Annotated in this window: 20 protein-coding genes and 1 tRNA gene; 7 read left to right on the forward strand and 14 right to left on the reverse strand. The window is 69.8% G+C overall.

What is annotated here, in order from left to right; genetic code table 11:
• Positions 1–50: 50 nt before the first annotated feature.
• Both N1032_RS07385 and N1032_RS07390 read right to left on the reverse strand, forming a co-directional pair.
• Entirely contained in the window at positions 51–1,424 is a 1,374-nt protein-coding gene (locus tag N1032_RS07385) for an NtaA/DmoA family FMN-dependent monooxygenase (protein WP_259538379.1), read from the reverse strand.
• A 50-nt stretch (positions 1,425–1,474) separates the two neighbouring features.
• Positions 1,475–2,683: an ROK family transcriptional regulator gene (locus tag N1032_RS07390; RefSeq protein WP_259538381.1), complete on the reverse strand. Its 1,209-nt coding sequence runs from the start codon at positions 2,681–2,683 to the stop codon at positions 1,475–1,477.
• Between the two features lie 162 nt (positions 2,684–2,845).
• Here N1032_RS07390 and N1032_RS07395 point away from each other — a divergent pair, with 162 nt between their 5' ends.
• A complete protein-coding gene (locus N1032_RS07395) occupies positions 2,846–3,220 on the forward strand; it encodes a hypothetical protein (RefSeq protein ID WP_259538382.1) in 375 nt (124 codons plus the stop codon).
• Between the two features lie 95 nt (positions 3,221–3,315).
• Positions 3,316–5,193: a DUF4082 domain-containing protein gene (locus N1032_RS07400; protein ID WP_259538383.1), complete on the forward strand. Its 1,878-nt coding sequence runs from the start codon at positions 3,316–3,318 to the stop codon at positions 5,191–5,193.
• Between the two features lie 159 nt (positions 5,194–5,352).
• Here the strand turns inward: N1032_RS07400 and N1032_RS07405 are convergent.
• The 6 genes from N1032_RS07405 to N1032_RS07430 all read right to left on the reverse strand — a co-directional run bounded on the left by N1032_RS07405 (position 5,353) and on the right by N1032_RS07430 (position 9,205).
• A tRNA-Ala gene (locus N1032_RS07405) sits at positions 5,353–5,428 on the reverse strand.
• A 114-nt stretch (positions 5,429–5,542) separates the two neighbouring features.
• Positions 5,543–5,914, reverse strand: a complete 372-nt coding sequence (gene rsfS / locus N1032_RS07410; protein ID WP_259538384.1) for a ribosome silencing factor — start codon at positions 5,912–5,914, stop codon at positions 5,543–5,545.
• A 41-nt stretch (positions 5,915–5,955) separates the two neighbouring features.
• The gene (locus N1032_RS07415; RefSeq protein ID WP_259538385.1) at positions 5,956–6,993 is read right to left on the reverse strand and encodes a hypothetical protein; all 1,038 of its coding nucleotides are present in this window, start codon (positions 6,991–6,993) and stop codon (positions 5,956–5,958) included.
• A 50-nt stretch (positions 6,994–7,043) separates the two neighbouring features.
• A complete protein-coding gene (gene nadD, locus N1032_RS07420; RefSeq protein WP_259538675.1) occupies positions 7,044–7,646 on the reverse strand; it encodes a nicotinate-nucleotide adenylyltransferase in 603 nt (200 codons plus the stop codon).
• An 11-nt stretch (positions 7,647–7,657) separates the two neighbouring features.
• Positions 7,658–7,849, reverse strand: a complete 192-nt coding sequence (locus tag N1032_RS07425) for a hypothetical protein (RefSeq protein ID WP_259538386.1) — start codon at positions 7,847–7,849, stop codon at positions 7,658–7,660.
• 75 nt (positions 7,850–7,924) lie between these two features.
• A complete protein-coding gene (locus N1032_RS07430) occupies positions 7,925–9,205 on the reverse strand; it encodes a glutamate-5-semialdehyde dehydrogenase (protein WP_259538387.1) in 1,281 nt (426 codons plus the stop codon).
• 51 nt (positions 9,206–9,256) lie between these two features.
• Between N1032_RS07430 and N1032_RS07435 the strand changes: the two genes are divergently transcribed.
• Complete coding sequence (locus N1032_RS07435) at positions 9,257–10,246, forward strand: EamA family transporter (RefSeq protein WP_259538388.1); 990 nt, start codon at positions 9,257–9,259, stop codon at positions 10,244–10,246.
• An 87-nt stretch (positions 10,247–10,333) separates the two neighbouring features.
• Here N1032_RS07435 and proB read toward each other — a convergent pair whose 3' ends face one another.
• The 4 genes from proB to rplU form a co-directional block, all read right to left on the reverse strand.
• Positions 10,334–11,128 carry a glutamate 5-kinase gene (proB, locus tag N1032_RS07440; protein ID WP_259538389.1) on the reverse strand — a complete coding sequence of 265 codons (795 nt, stop codon included), beginning with the start codon at positions 11,126–11,128 and terminating at the stop codon, positions 10,334–10,336.
• Positions 11,125–12,633 carry a GTPase ObgE gene (gene obgE / locus N1032_RS07445; RefSeq protein WP_259538390.1) on the reverse strand — a complete coding sequence of 503 codons (1,509 nt, stop codon included), beginning with the start codon at positions 12,631–12,633 and terminating at the stop codon, positions 11,125–11,127. Before obgE ends, proB begins: the two co-directional genes overlap by 4 nt.
• A gap of 134 nt (positions 12,634–12,767) precedes the next feature.
• Positions 12,768–13,028 (reverse strand): 50S ribosomal protein L27, encoded by a 261-nt coding sequence (gene rpmA, locus N1032_RS07450; RefSeq protein ID WP_259538391.1) that lies wholly within the window; start codon positions 13,026–13,028, stop codon positions 12,768–12,770.
• A 13-nt stretch (positions 13,029–13,041) separates the two neighbouring features.
• On the reverse strand, positions 13,042–13,350 hold the full coding sequence (rplU, locus tag N1032_RS07455; protein WP_259538392.1) for a 50S ribosomal protein L21: 309 nt from the start codon (positions 13,348–13,350) through the stop codon (positions 13,042–13,044).
• A 155-nt stretch (positions 13,351–13,505) separates the two neighbouring features.
• Between rplU and N1032_RS07460 the strand changes: the two genes are divergently transcribed.
• Positions 13,506–13,772 carry a DUF4031 domain-containing protein gene (locus N1032_RS07460; protein ID WP_259538393.1) on the forward strand — a complete coding sequence of 89 codons (267 nt, stop codon included), beginning with the start codon at positions 13,506–13,508 and terminating at the stop codon, positions 13,770–13,772.
• Positions 13,773–13,813: 41 nt separating this feature from the next.
• On the opposite strand, the gene N1032_RS07465 is transcribed toward N1032_RS07460, so the two are convergent.
• The gene (locus N1032_RS07465; RefSeq protein WP_259538394.1) at positions 13,814–16,804 is read right to left on the reverse strand and encodes an Rne/Rng family ribonuclease; all 2,991 of its coding nucleotides are present in this window, start codon (positions 16,802–16,804) and stop codon (positions 13,814–13,816) included.
• 282 nt (positions 16,805–17,086) lie between these two features.
• On the opposite strand from N1032_RS07465, the gene N1032_RS07470 reads away from it, so the two are divergent.
• Together N1032_RS07470 and N1032_RS07475 are read left to right on the forward strand one after the other, a co-directional pair.
• Complete coding sequence (locus N1032_RS07470) at positions 17,087–17,701, forward strand: vitamin K epoxide reductase family protein (protein WP_259538395.1); 615 nt, start codon at positions 17,087–17,089, stop codon at positions 17,699–17,701.
• A gap of 56 nt (positions 17,702–17,757) precedes the next feature.
• A complete protein-coding gene (locus tag N1032_RS07475) occupies positions 17,758–19,407 on the forward strand; it encodes a hypothetical protein (RefSeq protein WP_259538396.1) in 1,650 nt (549 codons plus the stop codon).
• 58 nt (positions 19,408–19,465) lie between these two features.
• Here the strand turns inward: N1032_RS07475 and ndk are convergent, their stop codons facing one another.
• Entirely contained in the window at positions 19,466–19,888 is a 423-nt protein-coding gene (gene ndk, locus N1032_RS07480; RefSeq protein WP_259538397.1) for a nucleoside-diphosphate kinase, read from the reverse strand.
• 81 nt (positions 19,889–19,969) lie between these two features.
• Between ndk and N1032_RS07485 the strand changes: the two genes are divergently transcribed.
• Complete coding sequence (locus N1032_RS07485) at positions 19,970–20,548, forward strand: hypothetical protein (RefSeq protein ID WP_259538398.1); 579 nt, start codon at positions 19,970–19,972, stop codon at positions 20,546–20,548.
• Positions 20,549–20,569: the final 21 nt, after the last annotated feature.

A 20,569-nucleotide genomic window follows, 5' to 3' on the forward strand; every position in this document is an offset into this window, starting at 1 on the left:
GGGACATCCGGGCTCCGGGCATCCGGGCTGCGGGCATCCGGTGCCCGCGGTCAGTCGCGCCCGGCGCGGAAGGCGTAGCCGCGGTGATCGGCGGGCAGGTGCACGTTGCCCTCGCCGAACAGCCGCTCGCGCAGCGTCGAGCCCTCGTGGCCCGTCTTCGCCAGACCGCGCTCGCGCAGCACCGGCAGCAGCAGGCCGATCAGGTCGTCGTAGGTGCCCGGAGTCAGGTGCGGCTGGATGAGGAACCCGTCGGCGCCGGTCTGCTGCACGAACTGCTCGATCTGGTCGGCGACCTCGTCGGGGCTGCCGACGAACACGCTGCCGTTGATGCCGGTGCGCCGGAAGTTCTCGAGGATGTCGCGCACGAGCGGCGCCGGCTTGCCGTCTTTGCCGAGGTAGCGCTCGAGGTTCGACTGGCCCATCTCGGTGCTCGTCTGGGCGATGGGTTTGTCAGGGTCGAGCGCGAGCAGGTCGACCCCGGTGTTGCCGGCGTAGATCGCCGCCGCTCCCTCGGGTGTCGACATCGCGAGCATCTCGGCGTGCTTCGCCCAGGCCTCCTCGCTCGTGGGCGCGGTGATGAACAGGGCCCCGACGAGCACCTTGATCGACTCCGCCGACCGCCCTGCGGCCACGGCGCTCTCACGGATGCCGGTGATGTTCGCCGCGACGGTCTCAGGCTCTCCCCCGCCCACGAACACCGCCTCGGCGTTGCGGCCCGCGAACTGCCGACCCCTCCCTGATGCGCCGGCCTGCACCAGCAGCGGCGTGCGCTGGGGCGACGGCGGCAGGTTCAGGATGCCGTCGGTGCGGAAGTAGGGGCCCTCGTGATGCACCATGTGCACCTTGGCCGGGTCGGCGTAGACGCCGGCCGCCTTGTCGCGCACGAGGGCGTCGTCCTCCCACGACCCCTCCCACAGGGTGAGGTTGACGTCGACGTAGTCGTCGGCCATGTCGTAGCGCAGGTCGTGCGCGATCAGCTCCTTGCCCATCAGCGCCGCGGCGGTGGCGCCCGATGAGCCCGTGACGATGTTCCAGCCGATTCGGCCGTCGGTGAAGTGGTCGAGGGTCGCGAAACGGCGCGCGTTGGCCGCCGGTGGTTCGACCGTGGTGGACGTCGTGACGATGAAACCGAGCTTCTCGGTCACCGCGGCGAGGGCCGACACGAGCGGCATCGGGTCGCCGTGCGGGATGCCGCGGCCCTCGCGCACCGAGGCGTCGAGCAGTTCTCCGTCGAGCGCCGGGAACCCGTAGCTGTCGGCGAGGAACAGGAAGTCGAGGCCCGCGTCATCGAACTGCTTCGCCAGGGCGGTCCAGTGACTCAGTTTCGTGAAGTCGGCGGAGGTGTCGTCCGGATGCTGCCAGGCCGAGCCCACCGTGCCGTTCGGCCCGATGTACTGGAAGATGCCGAGAACGAGAGGAGTCATGCTCTCTTTATGTCACAGCCGTTTTTCGGCCATGTTTCCGCGCGTTTCGATCAGAAGCCGACCACGGGGGTGGCTGTGGGATCGTCGATGCGGCCCGGCGCGAGCACGTGCTCGATCGCGAGCATCCCGGCGCCGATCAGCCCCGCGTCGCCCGCGGCCCGCGACGCCACGATCGACAGGTGCTCGCTCGCGAGCGGCATCGAACGGGCGTAGACCACCTCGCGCACCCCGGCGATCAGGTGCTCACCGGCCTGAGCCATCGACCCGCCGATCGCGATCACGGAGGGGTTCATCAAACTCACGCATGCGGCGAGCACCTCGCCGATGTCACGCCCGGCCTGCCGCACGGCCTGAATGGCGTCGACGTCGCCCGATCGCACCCGGGCCACCACGTCGGCACCGTTCGGGGAGTCGATGCCCCCGGCCCGCAGCCGTGCCGCGATGGCGGGGCCCGACGCCACGGCCCCGAGGCAGCCGATGTTGCCGCAACGGCAAGGCGTGCCGTCGCCCCGGGGCACCCGCACGTGACCGATGTCGCCGGCGATGCCCTGGGCGCCGCGTTGCAGCCGACCGCCCGAGATGACCCCCGAGCCGATGCCGGTCGCCACCTTGACGAACAAGAAATGCGGCACCCCGGGCCACGCGAACGCCACCTCGCCGAGGGCCATCAGGTTCACGTCGTTGTCGACGAGCACCGGAACGGGCACCGGGATGCGGTCGTGGATCCACCCCGGCACGTCGAAGCCGTCCCACCCGGGCATGATGGGCGGGTTGGTCGGGCGCCCGGAGGAATGCTCCACCGGGCCGGGAAGGCCGATGCCGATCGCCGCCAGGTCGGCCACGTCGTGCCCCGCCGAGCGGATCAGGTCGAGCCCCGTGTCGACGAGCCAGCCGAGCACACGCTCGGGGCCGGCGGTGATGTCGAGGGGGTCGCTGTGGCGGCGCAGCACGGTGCCGTTGAGGTCGCTGACGCCGATGGTGGCGTGGGTGGCGCCGAGGTCGGCGGCGAGCACGACGCGCGCGATGGGGTTGAACGCGAAGCGCGACGACGGGCGACCACCGGTCGAGAGTGCGTCGGCCACGGGCATCACCAGACCGAGTGCGAGCAGGGTGTCGATGCGCGACGCGATCGTCGACCGCGCGAGACCCGTGCTGGCGGCGAGCTCGGCGCGGGTGCGCGGCCGGCCGTCGCGCAGCAGCTGCACGAGCTCGCCCGCACCGGGCGCGGGGGTCTCCGTGCGGCCGAAGATTCCACTCATGCCGCCAGTAAAGCATGCACGGATGCGCCCGCCGTGGGGTGCTGATAACGAACGAGTCACTTTTGTCGGCACACACGCATAAGTCGCCGCGTCGGTGTCATAATCGCTCCGACGGCGACGGAGCCATCGGGCTCGTCGCGCACCGACGACGTGGAGGCATGGATGCATCACGAGCTCGAAGTCAACGCCTGGGTCTGGCCGAACGGCGATTCGTTCGTCGTGCAGATCATCGCGGTCGAGACCACGACCGGACTGTCGGCGACCCGCGATCCGCTCACCACCGTGACGATTCTCGACGCCGGCGGTGCACCAGATGGCATCCTCTACAAGAACCTCGCGAGCGCGGTGGCGAGAGCGTCGGCCCGCGCGCGGAGCGGCTCCGCGGATGCCGCCACCACCGACATCCGCATCGACAGCGACGAGTTCGTCGTGCAGGCGCCCACGCACGACAGCGCCGTCGAGCTCGCTCTCGACCGTTTCGATCGAGATCATTCCTCGACGTCGGCCAGCCTTACCAGCGAGTTGCTCGCCGTCTGATATACAACAATTTTCACTTCCGACGCATGGAATAGGTCATACACACCGTATAGTGAGTTTTGCTCTCTCGGCTCCAGCGATATAGGGGAATTGCTATGACCATTGACGACGCTCACGCGACGGCACACCAGCCCGCTCGATCCTTCCGCGCAGTCCGTCGTCCGGCGGTGATAGGCCTGGCGTTGGCGGCGTTGATCGGGGCCGTCGTCGTCGCTCCGGCTTCCGCCGAGGCTGCCGCACCGGCGGGTGTCATCTCCGACACGGCGGCTCCCGAGACCCTCGCGCTCGACGACAACTCGAAAGTCGAGCTGGGGCTCAAGTTCTCCCCCGCAACCGACGGCACGCTGTCGGGGGTGCAGTTCTACCAGAACGCGGCCAACTCGGGCGTCACGAGCGTCTCGGTCTGGTCGGCCAACGGCTCGCTGCTCACCAGAGCCACCGTGAACCCCTCCGCTCCCGTCGGCTGGCGCACGATCCCGGTCGACGTCGACCTCACAGCCGGCACGACCTACACGGTCAGCGTGTTCGACTCGAACTCGCGGTTCCCCGCCACCTCGAAGGCCTTCACCCAGGCGTCGACGATCAACGGCATCAACCTGCCGGTGAACGCGGGCGTCTACCGCTACGGCAACTCGAGCGGCTTCCCCTCCACCACCACGTGGGCCGAGGGGTACAGCTTCCTCGTCGACGTCGCATTCGCGCCCGAAGCGCCCGTTGCGACCCCGACTCCGACGCCGACTCCGTCGGCCACGCCGACGCCCGATCCCTCGCCGACGGCCACGCCGGAGCCGAGCCCCACCGCCACGCCGGAGCCCACGGCGACGCCGGAGCCGACCGCCACGCCCGAGCCGACGACCACGCCCAAACCGACGCCGACTCCCGAGCCCGAAGCTCCGGCCGAGGCTCCTGAGCCGCCGGTCACCGCTCCGGCGCCGGTCGCGGCGATCTTCGGTCCTGACGGAACCCACTGGCCGCTCAACACGCCTCGGGCCTCTGCGGCTCGCGTCGTCAACGTCGCGGCAACCTGGTCGGCGATCTCGTCGGCGATCGTGGCCAACGCGGCATCCGCCGACCCCGTGGTGATCTGCGTCGCTCCGGGAACGATCGCGGGCGGCAACGGTGCCGGCTCCTCGGCCAAGGGCGTTCTGCAAGACATCGGCAACGCGGCTCGTGCCTCGCGCATCCTGGTTTCGGCCTGCAGCGGCGTGGGCACGGTGAAGGTCGGGTCGGGCACCGGCGTGGCCTTCGTGGGAGTGAAGGGCGTGTCGATCATCGGCATCGACTTCTCGGCCCAGCCCGTGATGGTGCGCAACACCGAGTCGTTCGCCATCGGCTACTCGATCGTTCCCCGGCTCCTCATCACCGCGAACGGCGGCAACGGCGTGCGCAACGTCGAGGTCGTCGAGATCGTCGCGGGGCCGAGCGCCGTGAACGGCGTGGCCTACGACCGGGTCGAGGTGAAGTCCGCCGGCGGGTTCAACGTCAACGGTCTGCGGTTCGACGGCTTCTACGCGGCGCCGAACTACAAGCCGAACAAGGCCACCGAGCACGTCGACACGCTGCAGTTCGTCACCACGTCGGGCAGCGGCACCATCACGAACGTGACCATCCAGGACTCGGCGCTGTTCCAGTCGAGCGACCAGGGCATCATGGCGGGCAGCAACGGCGGCGGCGCCCTCGTGCACTCCGCGTTCTTCGGCGGCACCACCGGGCAGCTGCGCTACCCGATGTACCTCGGCGGCGACCCGATCCGGCTCGCCAACACGATGAACGGCTCGTGGTCGAACGCCACGGTCACCGGCTCGATCGTGGCCGGCACGATCGCACCGACGTTCTCGTTCGCGGCGGTGGTCGACTCGAAGAGCACGGCGGGTGCGCTCGGGTTCACTCCGCTCGGCAACCTCACCCTGGCCGACATCAACCGCCTGGTGCCTCTGCCCAACGCGGCGCGGCTCGCGGCCATCTGGCACTGATCCGGCGGGGCTAGGCCCGAACGGGTCAGCCCCGAACGGGGCTAGCCCGAACGGGTCAGCCCCGAACGGGGCTAGCCCGAACGGGTCAGGCCCGAACGGGTCAGCCCCGAACGAAAAGAACCCCGCCCGAGGTGATCGGGCGGGGTTCTTTTCGTTATCTGGTGGACCTGAGGGGATTCGAACCCCTGACCCCCTGCATGCCATGCAGGTGCGCTACCAACTGCGCCACAGGCCCAAACCTGTCACCCGAACCAGCCGGGCTGTCGATTCCGTTTCAGCGGAAACAACTTGTCTAGATTACTACACCCGGAGAGTGCTCGCGAACCATCGCGCACCCCGGGCGTGGCATTCAGGCATCCGCTGCGGTGACCTGCAGGGGAACGACCGGGCAGTCCTTCCAGAGCCGCTCGAGCGAGTAGTACATGCGGTCTTCCTCGTGGAAGACGTGCACCACGAGGTCGCCGAAGTCGAGCAGGATCCAGCGGCCCTCCGACATGCCCTCGCGCCGCAGCACCTTCGTGCCGGCCTCGGCCAGTCGGTCGAGGATCTCTTCGGCGATGGCCATCACGTTGCGCTCGTTGCGCCCGGATGCCAGCAGGAACACGTCGGCGAGCGGCAGCGGCCCGGAGACGTCGAGTGCGACGAGGTTGTCGGCCTGCTTCGAGTCGGCCGCGACGGCGGCGAGCTGAGCGAGTTCGATCGAGTGAGTTGAGGCGGTCACGAAGACTTTCTGTCGGTGCGGAGCGAGCGGTGTTTCGACGCTCAGAAGACGCGGAAGACGAAGACGGCCAGCAGCAGGCTGACGACTCCGACGGCGAGAACGCCCGCCGTGATGGCGAGCACGACGGGAGCGTTCGCACGCGCCCGTTTCGGAGGGGCGATGATGGAGGTCGACGAGGTGTTCGTGCTGATCGCACGGCTCGCACTGACCGGGGCGACGGTGGAGCCGCCCTGTTCGGCCTCGGAGCGCTCCAGGAACGTGTCGAGGTCGTTGGATTCGAGACCGGATGCCGGTGCGCCGATTGTGCCGAAGCTGGCGGGCAGGTCGATCGACCCGGTGATGATGACCTCTCCGGTCTCGTCGAGCGCGGTGCCGACGTCGCCGGAACCCGGCACGTTCGGCAGCACGAGCGCGCTCGTGGTCGAGATCGAGTTGGTGGCGGCCGTGTTGCGCAGCGAGATGAGGTCGTCGAACGACGACGGCAGCTCGTCGCTCGAGGCCTGGCGGGCGCGGTCGGCGGGGCTCTGGAACAGCGGCGCGAGCGTGGGGCCGGCGGCGGCTTCGCGCTCCTCGGCTTCGACGTGCGCGGCGGCCTCGGCGGTGGGGTCGACGGTCTCGGCGATCGGAACATCGATCACCATCTCTTCGACCACGGTCTCGCCGGAGTCGTCGGACGAGGTCACGATCTCGGCGTGCTGCGCCTCGTCGTCGTCGCCCTCGTCGGCGAACTGCAGGTCGTTCTGGCTCGAGGCGACCACGATCGGCTCCGACATCGGCACGATGTCGATGATGGGCTCGGCGGTGGCGGGCTCCGGGTCGTCGACGGCCTCGTCGTCGGAGGTGACGATCTCGGGGATGATGGTGTCTTCGACGATCTCGGCGTCGACCGGGGCATCCGCGTCGTCGTTCTCGGCATCGACCGGCACGGCGACCGCGGGGCCCTGCTCGCGCACGACACGGCGCGAGGGCGCGCCGGCGACGGGCGCCTCTGCGGCTGCCTGCGCCTTGCGGGCGGCTTCGGCCTCTTCGGCGGCCTTGGCATCGGCCTCGCGCTCTTTGCGCGGCTTCTGCCGCTCCATTTCGCGTAGCTGCCGCCTTGTCAGCGGCGGCTGCTCATCGTGGGACGAACTCATTCAACACTCCGATATAGATGGTGCTTGGTGATGTACTGAACGACACCGTCGGGTACCAAGTACCACACCGGAAAACCCCGGCCAACCCGGCCGCGACAGTCAGTGGACGATATCGCAAGCGCCGGAACTTCCAAATAGCTTACGTCTTTACTGGGTAAAGATGAAATGGCGAAGGTGTGCCCCGGCCGTGAGACAGCCACGAAATGGGCGAGATCCCACAGCTCGTCGATGTCTTTCCAGCTCAGGATCTGCGCGATCGCGTCGGCCCCCGAGATGAAGAACAGGTCGGCATCCGGATGCGCGGTGTGCAGATCGCGCAGGGTGTCGATGGTGTAGGTGACGCCGCCGCGGTCGATGTCGACGCGGCTGACCGTGAACCGCGGGTTCGACGCGGTGGCGATGACGGTCATCAGGTAGCGGTGCTCCGCCGGCGACACGGGCGTCTTGTGCCACGGCCGACCGGTGGGCACGAACACCACCTCGTCGAGATCGAACGAGATCGCGACCTCACTCGCGGCCACGAGGTGACCGTGGTGGATGGGGTCGAAGGTGCCGCCCATCACCCCGATCCGCTGTCGCCGCGGCTCGCGCGAGTCGATCGTCACCGGCGTCAGTGATCGGCGCCCGTGCGGTCCGCGTGCCCGTGAACGTTGTGGGTCTGCGCGAACTTCGCAGACTTCTGCGGGTGGCGGTTGGCCACGTCGCGGTAGCTCCAGGTGACGAACCCGAGGGCCACGAACACGATCGCGGCGATCAGGCCGAACACGATGGGAGGGAAGGGCAGCTGGACTGGCTCATCCACGGCAGCGAGCACATTGACCAGATCAAGCATTTCTTCTCCCAGGGGATCGATTCGACGAACCCTCTTACGATACCGCTAACTGCGGAATTGACCCGAACCACGCACCAGCCACTTCGTGCTCGTGAGCTCGGGCAGGCCCATCGGCCCACGGGCGTGCAGTTTCTGGGTCGAGATGCCCACCTCGGCTCCGAAGCCGAACTCGCCGCCGTCGGTGAACCGGGTCGAGGCGTTGACCATCACGACCGCCGAGTCGACCTCGTTGAGGAACCGCTCCGCGTTGCCGAGGTCGTTGGTGATGATCGACTCCGTGTGGTGCGTGGAGTAGCGGCGGATGTGCTCCATCGCCTCGTCGACGTCGCGCACGACCCGCACCGCGATGTCGAGGCTCATGTATTCGGTCTGCCAGTCGTCGTCGGTGGCGACCACGGCATCCGGGAACACGGCGCGGGTGGCGTCGTCGCCGTGGATCACGACGCCTGAGCGCGCCAGGCGATCGAGCACCGGGCCGAGCAGGCGGTCGGCGGCCTTCTCGTGCACGAGCAGGGTCTCGAGCGCGTTGCACACGCTCGGGCGCTGCACCTTGGCGTTGTGCACGATGTCGACGGCCCACTGCTCGTTGGCCGACTCGTCGAGGAACACGTGCACGACCCCCGCGCCGGTCTCGATGACGGGCACCTTCGACTCGCTGACGACGGTCTCGATCAGGTGTGCGCTGCCCCTGGGGATGAGCACGTCGACGGCGCCGCGCGCCTGCATGAGGCGCTTGGCGCCGTCGCGGCCGAATTCGTCGATGGTCTGCACGGATGCCGCCGGCAGGCCCACCGAGGTGAGGGCTGTCTGGATCAATCCCACCAGCACGCGGTTCGTGTTCTCGGCGGCCGAGCCGCCGCGCAGCACGACGGCGTTGCCGCTCTTGAGCGCGAGAGCGGCGATGTCGACCGTGACATTCGGCCGGGCCTCGTAGATCGCGCCGACCACACCGAAGGGCACCCGCACCTGATCGATGCGCACGCCGTTCGGCAGGCTGCGCCCGCGCACCGACTCGCCCACCGGGTCGGTCAGCGACACGATCTCGCGCACGGCGGCGGCGAGTGACACCAGGCGGGCCTCGTCGAGGCGCAACCGGTCTTGCAGCGCGTCGGACAACCCGTTCTCGCGCCCGTTGGCGAGGTCGAGGTCGTTGGCGGGCACCACGTCGGCGGCCGCGCACTCGATCGCCCGCGCGACGGCCTCGAGCGCCCGGTTCTTGAGGTCGGTGTTCGCGGTCGCCAGCACCAAGGACGCGGCGCGGGCGTCGGCCAGCTTCTCGTCGAAACCCGACGCGGTGACGGACTCCAGAACGGTAACCTCAGGCATGCCCGAAGTCTACGCGAACGCCCCGCGCAGGCGTCGGGAGGGCGGTCGCCCGTGATCGTCGTGGTCGTGCTCAGCCTGGCGTCGAGCCTCTTCTACGGCACCTCCGACTTCCTCGGCGGGCTGGCCGCGCGCCGGCTCGCGGTGCTTCCGGCGACCCTCGTCACCTACCTTCTCGGCACGGCGGTGATCGGGGTCGCGCTGCTCGCCGGCGGCTGGAGCGCGACGCCCGACGCCCTTGCAGCGGGCGGAGCCGCGGCCGTGCTGGCGATCATCGGGTTCATCACCTTCTACGCCGCGCTCTCGATCGGGCCGATGAGCCTGCTCTCCCCCGGCATCGCGCTCGTGCAGGCGGTCGTTCCCGTGACCGCCGCGCTCGTCACCGGCCAGAGCCTCAGCGCGCTCGGCTGGGGGGCGGTCGCCCTCGCGGTGGTGGCCACGATTCTCATCTCGCTGCAGCATCCGGATGCCGCGGTGCGCGTCACACCGCGCGCCGCCGTGCTGGCTGCCGTCTCGGGCGTCGCGCTCGGCGCCTCGGTGGTGGCGCTCGACGCGTCGCCGGCCGACTCCGGGCTGCTGCCCGCTTTTCTCGAGATGGCGGGCGGCCTCGTGGCGCTCGCCGCGCTCATGCTGCTGCTTCGCCTCACGCGCCTCCGGCCCGCCTGGCTCGCTGCGGCGCCGCCCCTGCCGCCCGCGCCGCCTCCGGGCGGCCCAGACACCTCCCCCGCGGCCCCCTCCCCCGCCGCAGCTGCGGCCGACGCCTCTCGTCCCGCGGGCGCCGCGGCGCCCGCGGCGGCGTCTCGATCCCAGCGGGGGGCCTGGCTCGCGGCCGTCGCAGCGGGGGTTCTGCTCGGCGCCGCGAATGCGCTGCTCATGACGGCGTTGCACGCGGGCAACCTCGCGGTCGTGTCGGTGCTCTCGAGCCTCTACCCGCTCGCGACGGTGCTGCTCGCCGCGCTCGTGCTGCGCGAACGCGTCACCCGCCTGCAGATCGCGGGCATCGCCCTCGCCCTCGTGGCCGCGCTGCTCCTCAGCCTCTCCTGACCCCTCGCCGAATTGCGCCAAAGTGCCCTTTCCCGCGTGCGGGAAGGGCACTTTGGCGCAATTCGGCGGAGGGGACGGGGGGGCGGGTCAGGGGGCGGCGGGCTCGAACCAGGTGCCGATGGGGGCGCCCGCGAGTGCGTCGGCCACCAGGGTTGTCGAGGTGACGAGCACGGCGGTGCCCGAGGCGGCCGCCAGGCGGGCGGCGGAGACCTTGGTGGCCGCTCCCCCGGTGCCGACGCCGGCGGCGCCGATGTCGCCGAAGGTGACGCCCGCCAGGTCGTCGCCGACCGGCACATCCGTGATCTTCACCGCGCCGGGCTCCTGCGGAGGCCGGGTGTAGAGCGCATCGACGTCGGAGAGCAGGATGAGTGCGTCGGCACCCACGAGCTGCGACACCATCGCGGCCAGACGGTCGTTGTCGCCGAACCGGATCTCGTGGGTCGCCACGGTGTCGTTCTCATTGACGATCGGCAGGATGCGCAGGCCAAGCAGGCGGTCCATGGCGCGTTGCGCGTTGGAGCGGTGGGTCGGGTTCTCGAGGTCGCCCGCGGTGAGCAGCACCTGGCCCGCGACGATGCGGTAGCGGCGCAGGCTCTCCTGGTAACGGAAGATCAGCACGTTCTGCCCCACCGCCGCGGCCGCCTGCTGGGTGGCCAGGTCGTTCGGCCGGGCGTCGAGCTGCAGGTAGGGCATGCCCGTGGCGATCGCACCCGACGACACCAGGATGATCTCGGTGCCCCGCGCGTGCGCCGTGGCCAGCGCGTCGACGAGGGGGGCGATCTGGCCGGCGTTGTCGCCGCTGATCGACGACGAGCCCACCTTCACGACGACGCGACGCGCGGCCGGGATGTCGGCGCGCGAGCGGATGACGCTCCGCGTCACGACTCGTCCTCGTCTTGCCAGAGCCCCGCTTCCTTCTCGCGCACGAGCTCGGCGCGGGCCTCGGCCTTCGCGTCCATCAGCTCGAAGTACTCCTCGCGGCGCTGGTTGCTGGTGCGACGGCGCTTGTCGTCGAGGCGGGGATCGGAGCCGCGGGGGCTCGTGACGAGCTCGGCCGTCGAGGTGAGCGTGGGCTCCCAGTCGAACACGACGCCGTTGCCCGAGCCGATCACCACGGCCGAACCCGACTCGGCCCCGGCCTTGAAGAGCTTCTCTTCGACGCCGAGCTTCGCGAGCCGGTCGGCGAGGAAGCCGACGGCTTCGTCGTTGGTGAAGTCGGTCTGCTGCACCCAACGCTCGGGCTTCGCCCCGATGATGCGGAACACGTTGCCGTGCGTGCCGCCTTCGACGCGGATGACGAAGCCCGCGTCGTCGACGGCCTTCGGCCGCATGACGATCTTGGCGGGCTTCGGCTCGTCGATGGCCTTCTGACGTGCCGCCTCGACGATCTCGGCCATCGCGAACGACAGCTGGCGCAGGCCCTCGTGGCTCGCGGTCGAGATCTCGAACACGCGGTAGCCGCGCGCCTCGAGCTCGGGCTTCACGAAGTCGGCGAGCTCGCGCGCCTCGGGCACGTCGATCTTGTTGAGCGCGATGAGCTGCGGCCGGTCGAGCAGCGGCACCTGACCCTCGGGCACCGGGTAGGCGGCCAGCTCGGCGAGGATGATGTCGAGATCGCTGATCGGGTCGCGCCCGGGCTCGAGTGTGGCGCAGTCGAGCACGTGCAGCAGGGCGCTGCACCGCTCGACGTGGCGCAGGAACTCGAGGCCGAGCCCCTTGCCCTCGCTCGCGCCCTCGATGAGACCGGGCACGTCGGCGACGGTGTACCGCACCGAGCCGGCCTGCACGACACCGAGGTTCGGGTGCAGCGTGGTGAAGGGGTAGTCGGCGATCTTCGGCTTGGCGGCCGAGAGCGCGGCGACCAGGCTCGACTTGCCGGCGCTGGGGTAGCCCACCAGGGCGACGTCGGCGACCGTCTTGAGCTCGAGCAGCACGTCGCCCGTGAAGCCCTCGGTGCCGAGCAGCGCGAAGCCGGGCGCCTTGCGCTTGGTGGTGGCGAGGGCCGCGTTGCCGAGGCCGCCCTGGCCGCCCTCGGCGACCACGTAGCGCATGCCCGGCTCGGCCATGTCGATCAGCTCGACCCCGTCGGCGTCTTTGATGACGGTGCCGACCGGCACCAGCAACTCGCGCTCCTCGCCGTTGGCGCCGCTGCGGTGGTCGCCCATGCCGGGGCCGCCGTTGTCGGAGGAGACGTGCGGATGCCGGTGGAAGCCCAGCAATGTCGTCGTGCCCGGGTCGCTCACGAGCACGATGTCGCCGCCGTGACCGCCGTTGCCGCCGTCGGGGCCGGCGAGAGGCTTGAACTTCTCACGGCGCACCGACACGCATCCGTTGCCGCCGTTGCCCGCTCGCAGGTGGAGGGTGACGTGGTCGACGAAAGTCACCATTCCGGTTCCCTCACCATTCTTTGATCACAGTGCATGTATTTCGGTGCACGACGACTCATTCAGAGGTCGTGCAAAAGAAGAAGCAGGGGCAGGCATCGTGCCCACCCCTGCTTCATCGCGGTTCTTCGAGCGTGCTACTCAGCAGCCGCTACGACGATGTTGACGACCTTGCGGCCACCCTTGGTGCCGAACTCGACCGCACCGGCGGAGAGGGCGAACAGCGTGTCGTCGCCACCACGGCCGACGTTCAGGCCGGGGTGGAAGTGGGTGCCGCGCTGGCGGACGATGATCTCGCCCGCGCCGACGACCTGGCCACCGAAGCGCTTGACACCCAGACGCTGTGCGTTGGAGTCGCGACCGTTGCGAGTGGAACTCGCACCCTTTTTGTGTGCCATTGCTCTGTTATCCCTACTTGATTCCGGTGACCTTGACGCGGGTGAGCTCCTGGCGGTGGCCCTGGCGCTTCTTGTAGCCGGTCTTGTTCTTGAACTTCTGGATGATGATCTTCGGGCCGCGGAGGTCTTCGAGAACCTCGGCGGTGACCTTCACCTTGGCGAGCGACGAGGCGTCGGAGGTGATGTTCTCACCGTCGACGAGCAGCACAGCCGCCAGCTCGATGTTGCCGTCTTTGTCAGCCTTGATGCGGTCGAGGGTGACGATCGTGCCGACCTCTACCTTTTCTTGCCGACCACCGGCGCGCACAACTGCGTAAACCAATTTACGTACCTAACTCTTCAGGGTCCTCAAAAGCGCAATCTGCGACGCTTGGAAGTCTTGGCGAAAACGAGGGCGGAGCCCTACGCACACCAGCGGTCAAGCCTACTCGATTCCTCGATTTCGGTCAAACCGACACGGGTGGGATACTCGGGCTCGTGACCGTCTTGATCGATCGGCCGATGTGGCCGGCCCATGGAACCATCTGGGGTCACCTCGTGAGCGATGAATCGCTCGACGAATTGCACGCCTTCGCGGCCCGAGCGGGACTTCCGCCGCGCAGTTTCGACCTCGACCACTACGACGTTCCGGTCGACCGCTACGACGAGCTGGTTGCCGCCGGAGCGCTGCCCGTGAGCTATCGCGACCTCGTGGTGCGCCTGCGCGACAGCGGCCTGCGCGTGCGCGGCCGGGACCGGCACTGACGCCCGCGCAAGCACAGCCGCTGCGGTGACCACCGCGACGCTCAGGAGTCGCTGGGCTCCACGGGAGCCGAGACGGCAGCCGTGGAGACGCGGCGGCTGCGCGAGCGGCCCTGGCCGGGCTGCTTGGGCTCGGGAAGGGCGTCGAGCACCGAGTCGAGCAGGTGCGACGCGTCTTGAGCGCTGACGCGCGGTGCGCGGGCCGCCTTCGTGACCGGGATGTCGAGGATCTCGATGGCCGGCTCCGACGCCGCGACGGCCGCAGCGGCCTCGATCACGTCGGGCACGTGGCGGTCGCCCAGGGGCTCGCTGCTCAGCTGCGCCGGGAAGTCTCCGGATGCCGCCGACCCCGACGACCCCGTCGGCTCGCCGTTCGGCGCCGACTCGTTGTCGCCGCGCGTGTGACGCGCCTTGCGCCGGCGCGACGACTGGCTGGCCGCGCGGCCGGTGTCGGGGAGGGACGACTCGGGCTTCTCGGCACTGCTCTGGTCGGCACTGCTCTGGGGGGCACTGCTCTGACCGGCACTTGTCTGCGCGGCACTGCTCTGGTCGGCATCGCTCTGGGCGGCGGGCGACCCGTCACCGGCGACCCGCTCGGCCGGGGTGGACACCTCGGGTGCCGAATCGATCGGCCCGGTGGAGGCTGCTGCCGCGGCATCCGTCGACACCGGCTTCTCGTGGGCGGCGGACGCGGCCGCGATCGTGGAGGCCGCGATCTGGGCCAGCGCGTTCTTCGCGTCGTCGGTGATGGCGTGCGTCACGCCGGTCGCGGGGCTGCTGCCACCGTGCGATCCGTTGCCGCCGGAGCCGTTGCCGTGCCCGTTCGAGCCGCCGTTGCCGTTCGACGAGGCGCCTGTCGAACCGCCGCGACCACGACGGTTGCCGTTGCCGGCGTTGCCGCCGTTGCCCGCGGGCTGCTGCCCGGCGCCGCCCGACCGGTGCTTCACGACCGGGTCGTGGTGGATGATGATGCCCCGCCCGGCACAGACCTCGCAGGGCTCCGAGAACGACTCGATGAGGCCGAGGCCGAGCTTCTTGCGGGTCATCTGCACGAGTCCGAGCGAGGTGACCTCGGCCACCTGGTGCTTGGTGCGGTCGCGGCTCAGGCACTCGATGAGCCGCCGGAGCACGAGGTCGCGGTTCGACTCGAGCACCATGTCGATGAAGTCGACCACGATGATGCCGCCGATGTCGCGCAGCCGCAGCTGGCGCACGATCTCTTCGGCCGCTTCGAGGTTGTTCTTGGTGACGGTCTCTTCGAGGTTTCCGCCCGAACCGACGAACTTGCCGGTGTTGACGTCGACGACGGTCATGGCCTCGGTGCGGTCGATCACGAGCGAGCCGCCCGAGGGCAGCCAGACCTTGCGGTCGAGGGCTTTCTCGATCTGCTCGCTGACGCGGTATTCGTCGAAGGCGTCTTTCTCGCCCTCGTAACGCTCGACACGGTCGAGCAGGTCGGGTGCGACGGCCGCGAGGTAGTTCTCGATGGTGGCCCGGGCGTCGTCGCCCGAGATGACGAGCTTGTGGAAGTCCTCGTTGAAGACGTCGCGCACGATCTTGATCAGCAGGTCGGGCTCGGAGTGCAGCAGAGCCGGGGCCTGGAGCTTCTTGACCTGCTCGGAGACGTGCGCCCACTGGGCCGTGAGGCGGTTGACGTCGAGCGTCAGCTGCTCCTCGGTGGCGCCTTCCGACGCGGTGCGCACGATGACGCCCACGTTGTCGGGCAGCACCTCTTTGAGGATGCGCTTGAGGCGCGCGCGCTCGGTGTCGGGCAGCTTGCGCGAGATGCCGTTCATCGAGCCGTTGGGCACGTAGACCAGGTAGCGGCCGGGCAGGCTGACCTGGCTGGTGAGCCGGGCGCCCTTGTGACCCACCGGGTCTTTGGTGACCTGCACGAGCACGGTGTCGCCCGACTTCAGGGCGAGTTCGATGCGGCGGGCCTGGTTGCCCTTGCCCTCGTTGTTCTCGGCGGCGGCATCCCAGTCGACCTCGCCGGAGTAGAGCACGGCGTTGCGGCCCCGGCCGATGTCGACGAAGGCGGCCTCCATGCTCGGCAGCACGTTCTGCACGCGGCCGAGGTAGACGTTGCCGATGAGCGAGGCGTCTTGCGCCTTCGCCACGTAGTGCTCGACCAGCACGCCGTCTTCGAGAACGCCGATCTGGATCTTGTCGTTCTTGGCGCGCACGACCATGACGCGGTCGACGGCCTCGCGACGGGCGAGGAACTCGGCCTCGGTCACGACCGGGCGGCGGCGGCCCGCGTCGCGGCCGTCGCGGCGGCGCTGCTTCTTGGCCTCGAGCCGCGTGGAGCCCTTGACCTTCTGCGGCTCGGTGATGAGGTCGGGCTCGCGCGGGGTGCGCACCTTGACGACGGTGTTCGCGGGGTCGTTGTCGCCTCCGCGGTTCTCTTCGCCCGAGCGGCGGCGCGAGCGGCGGCGCACGGTCGACTCGCCGGCCTGGTCGTCGCGCGGGTCGCGGTCGCGGGGCTCGCGCGGGTCACGGTCACGCGGATCACGGTCGCGGGGGTCGCGGTCACGGGGCTCACGCGGCCCGTCGGCGCGGGGCGGCAGCGGCGGGAGCTCGGGTAGGTCGGGCGCCTGGAAGATGAGCGACGTGGTGCTGAGCGCACGCACGACGGGCTTCGAGGGGTCGGCCGCGGCATCCGGTGCCGGCGTGGCGGGAACGGTGAACGGCGACAGACCGGGCTCGTCGTCGTGCGCGGTCGCGCGCGCCGCCGAGCGATCGGACTGGGTGGGAGCGGCCGGCGCGGTGACGGCCTGGGCGGTGGGCTGAGCAGCGGCGGGCTGTGCAGCGGCGGGCTGAGCAGCGGCGGGCTGAGCAGCCTCGGCCGGCGCCGCAGGCGCGTCGGGAGCGGGTGCGGGCGGGGTGGTCGCGGCGGGCGGGGTGACGGATGCCGCGGCATCCGGCTTCTTCACCGCTCGACGGCCGCCGAACAAGCGACCCTTGCGCCGCGCTGTGCCCTCTCCGTTGCCGTTCTTGTCGTCATTGTCATTGTGTGAATTTTTCTCCACCATCTCTGGTGCACTCCTTGCCAGCCGGAGGCTTTCGCCTGCCGGCAGGTACTCTCACGAGCGAGCCTCCGCGTTCACGGAGCGCCTCGCTGATCTTTCACTAATGCGCCCGGTCGGCGTCTGGCCGGCCCTGGTCGCTCTGTCTCGTTGTAGTCGGGCCCAGCCCTGGTTGCGTCTGGCCCGAAAAGTCATCGTTGGTGGTTTTCGCGACAATCGCGAAGACCTCTCTCGATTATCGCATGCATTCCCAGAATGCTTGCGATCGCGCTATGCCATAATCCGAAAGTGCCCGATGAGACCCGAGAATACCGCCGCCCGATCGGCCTCGCCGTGTTGCTCATCGTGGCCGGCGTCATCGGCTGGTACTCGGCGTTCGACCTCACGCTGGAGCGCATCCAGACGCTGATCAACCCCGACTACGTGCCGTCGTGCAACATCTCGCCGTTGGTGACCTGCGGGCCCAACATGGCCAGTTCGCAGGGCTCGGTGTTCGGGTTCCCGAACCCCATCATCGGCGTGGCGGCGTTCGTGGCCCCCATCGTGGTGGGCGTGGCCATCCTGGCCGGGGCGCGCTTCGCGAAATGGTTCTGGGTGCTGTTCAACGTCGGCGTCGCGCTCGGCCTCGCCTTCGTGATCTGGCTGATCAGCCAGTCGATCTTCGTGCTCGGCACCCTGTGCCCCTATTGCATGCTGGTCTGGCTGGTCGTCATCCCGCTGTTCTGGTATGTCACGGCCTACAACGTCAAAGAAGGGCATTTCGGCAACGGCGCCGGCAGCCGCGAGATCGGCGCTCTGGTCTACCCGTGGGTCTGGACCGTCGTCGTGCTCAGCTATCTTGTGATCGTGGTGCTCGCCCAGCTGCGGCTCGAGGCGATCACGACCATCCTGCGGGGCTTCTAGCGCGGGGCACGACCCGCGCGGCTTCGCGTCGCGCATCCGAGATCTGGGGGATCCACATGACGGCACGGCCGACCATCGCGCTCTTCGGAGCGGCCGTTCCGGTGCTGCTCGCGTCGGCGCTGCTCGGAGCGACGGGGCCGGCTGCGGCTGCGGCTGCCGCTGCCCCCAGCGCCTCTGTCGCCGTGCCGGTGTCGTTCGCCGTCGAGTCCGGCGCCAGCGGGCGGTTCTACCCCACGGTCGACATCCTGCTGGGCTCCGATCCCGACCCCTACACCGTCATCCTCGACACCGGGTCGACCGCGCTGGTGATGACCGTTCCGGTTGCCGGCGCCACGGTGACGGATGCGCCGGCCTCCGTCACCTACGACGGCTTCAGCGTCGACGGCACCATCGCCACCACGGATCTCACGATCGGCGGCGCCACCGCCACCGGCGTGAACCTTCTGGCCGGAACCTGCTCGGGCTGCGACTTCGGCGGCGCGACCGGCATCGACGGCATCATGGGTGTGGGCCAGGCGTTGCAGACCCAGACCAGCCCGTCGACGGGCACCGCCTACCCGTGGTTCAGCCCGCTCATGCAGCTCGACGACACCGCCCTCGCGCAGGGCTTCACGATCGACCTCGGCGCGGGACCGGGCGCGAGCGGCGGCACCGGCGCCGGCTCGGGCACGGGCACGGGCGCCGGCACGCTCACGCTCGGTGCGCCCACCATCACCACCGGCGAGACCGGGGTCACGTCGATCGCGGCGGCCAAGACCTCGCAGACCTATCCCACCGCGCTCGCCTACCCCGTGTTCGACAAGCCCTTCCCGCTCTGCTGGCAGGTCGAACACGTCACACCGCTCTGCCAGGTGACCACGGTCGACACCGGCGCACCCACCGGTCTGCTGACGGGCGCCCAATTCGACGGCCTCCTGCCCGGACTGCCGGCCGACCCGTCGACTCTGCCGGCGCAGACCGACCTGGGAGCCCTGCCGACCGGCACGGCCCTGAAGTTCTCCGCGCCCGGATCGACCACCTCGTTCGCGAGCTGGCTGGCCGACGACACGACCCAGGAGATGCACCTCTACAACTCCATCACCGACGGGCACCTCAACACCGGCAACGCGTTCTTCCTCGACCGCACGGTCGCATTCCACTACGAGACCGGGCGCATGCTCGTGCAGGCCGGCACCACGGGCCCGGGGGCGCCCGCGACCGTGACGACCACGGCATCCGACAGCAGCGTCAAGGCACTCTGGGCCGACGCGGCCGATGGGGGCGGCACAGCCGGCACGGCCGCGTCCGGCGCGGCCGGCTCTGCCCTCGAGTCGCAGTCCGCGACGGCCGCCGCGTCGGTGACCGATCGGCTCGTGCGGGTTCGGGATGCCGCGACCGGCGCCGTCGTGCAGCGCTTCAACCTGCCCGGCTCGGCCACGAGCACCGTGATCACGGGTCTCACGAACGACCGGGCCTACGTGGTGGACATCGCGTCGGCGAGCCGGCACGGCATCAGCGACTACACCTCCGCCGAGGCGGTCACCCCGCGGGCCGGCGGCACCGGAGCGGCACCCGGCCCGGCAACGACCAGTGCGACCGATGCAGCCGGCGCGCCTCGTCTTGCGGCGACGGGCTCGTCGCCCGAGGGACTTCTCGCCATCGTCGCGAGCCTGCTCGCCGCCGGGCTACTGCTGCTGTTCACCCGCCGCTCACGACGGTCGTCGTAGCGGGCCGCCCCGCCTCAGAAAGCCTCAGCCGAATCGGCGGGCCCGGTGAGACCGGAGCTCAGTCGAACCAGAGAGCGAGCTCGCGCTCAGCCGACTCGGGCGAGTCGCTGCCGTGCACGAGGTTCTGCTGCACGGCGAGGCCCCAGTCGCGGGCGAGATCGCCGCGGATGGTGCCGGGAGCAGCCGTAGTGGGGTCGGTGGTGCCGGCCAGCGAGCGGAAACCCTCGATCACGCGGTTGCCCGCGATGCGCAGCGCCACGATCGGGCCCGACTCCATGAACTCCACCAGGGGCTCGTAGAACGGCTTGCCCTGGTGCTCCTCGTAGTGCTGGGCGAGCAGTTCGCGATCGGGCTCGACCAGCTTGATGTCGACCAGCTGGTAGCCCTTGGCCTCGATGCGGCGCAGGATCTCACCCGTCAGGTTGCGGGCGACCCCGTCGGGCTTGACGAGAACGAGGGTTTCTTCGACGTGCGTGGTCACGATGATCCTTCCGGGTTGCCGCGATCGCGGCTCGATCTTTCCGATGCCACCCTAGCGGGCGAACACGAATCCTGAATCCGGGTGCGCCAGGGCGCGTGCCGGGCGGCCCCAGGCTCGCGGCAACCGACCGCACTAAAAGACCTTCTCGGCCGGCCCGACGGTGAGAGTCACGACTCCGAGGTGCTGCGCTGGGGCGACCTGGAGGCCTGGATGCCGGCCGGCCGCGTGGGCGAGCTGAGCCTGCCGATCTCCGCCCGATCGGTAGAGCAGCTGCTCGACGGCGCTCGCGCCTCCGGCCGTCACCATTTCGTGTGGCACCCGGTTTCCGGAGTCACCGTCGTGGAGTTCGAGGGCCCGGTCAGCGTCTGCCGGAGCGACGAACAATGCCTCCTGCTCTGGCGCCGCCTCGTGCACGACCGGCAGCGGCACATCATGGCGCGGGTGGCGCCGGGCGGCGGCACCCCGTCGATCTCCCGAGCACGTCGCCGCCCCCGCCTGCGGTGGGCGGCCGTCATGGCCATCGACCACTACTGCGACGAGCACTCCCTGGCCGAGCACGAGTCCGAGAGGCTGCACCGCTTCCTGGTCGAGAGCGCGGCGGATGCGCGGGTGCGCGCCAGCGTCGACCGCGTGCTCCGGCGGCATCCGGCCCTCGCCTGAGGCCCGCCCGTGCCCCGATGA

The organism is Herbiconiux daphne (assembly GCF_024979295.1).
Lineage (GTDB): Bacteria > Actinomycetota > Actinomycetes > Actinomycetales > Microbacteriaceae > Herbiconiux > Herbiconiux daphnes.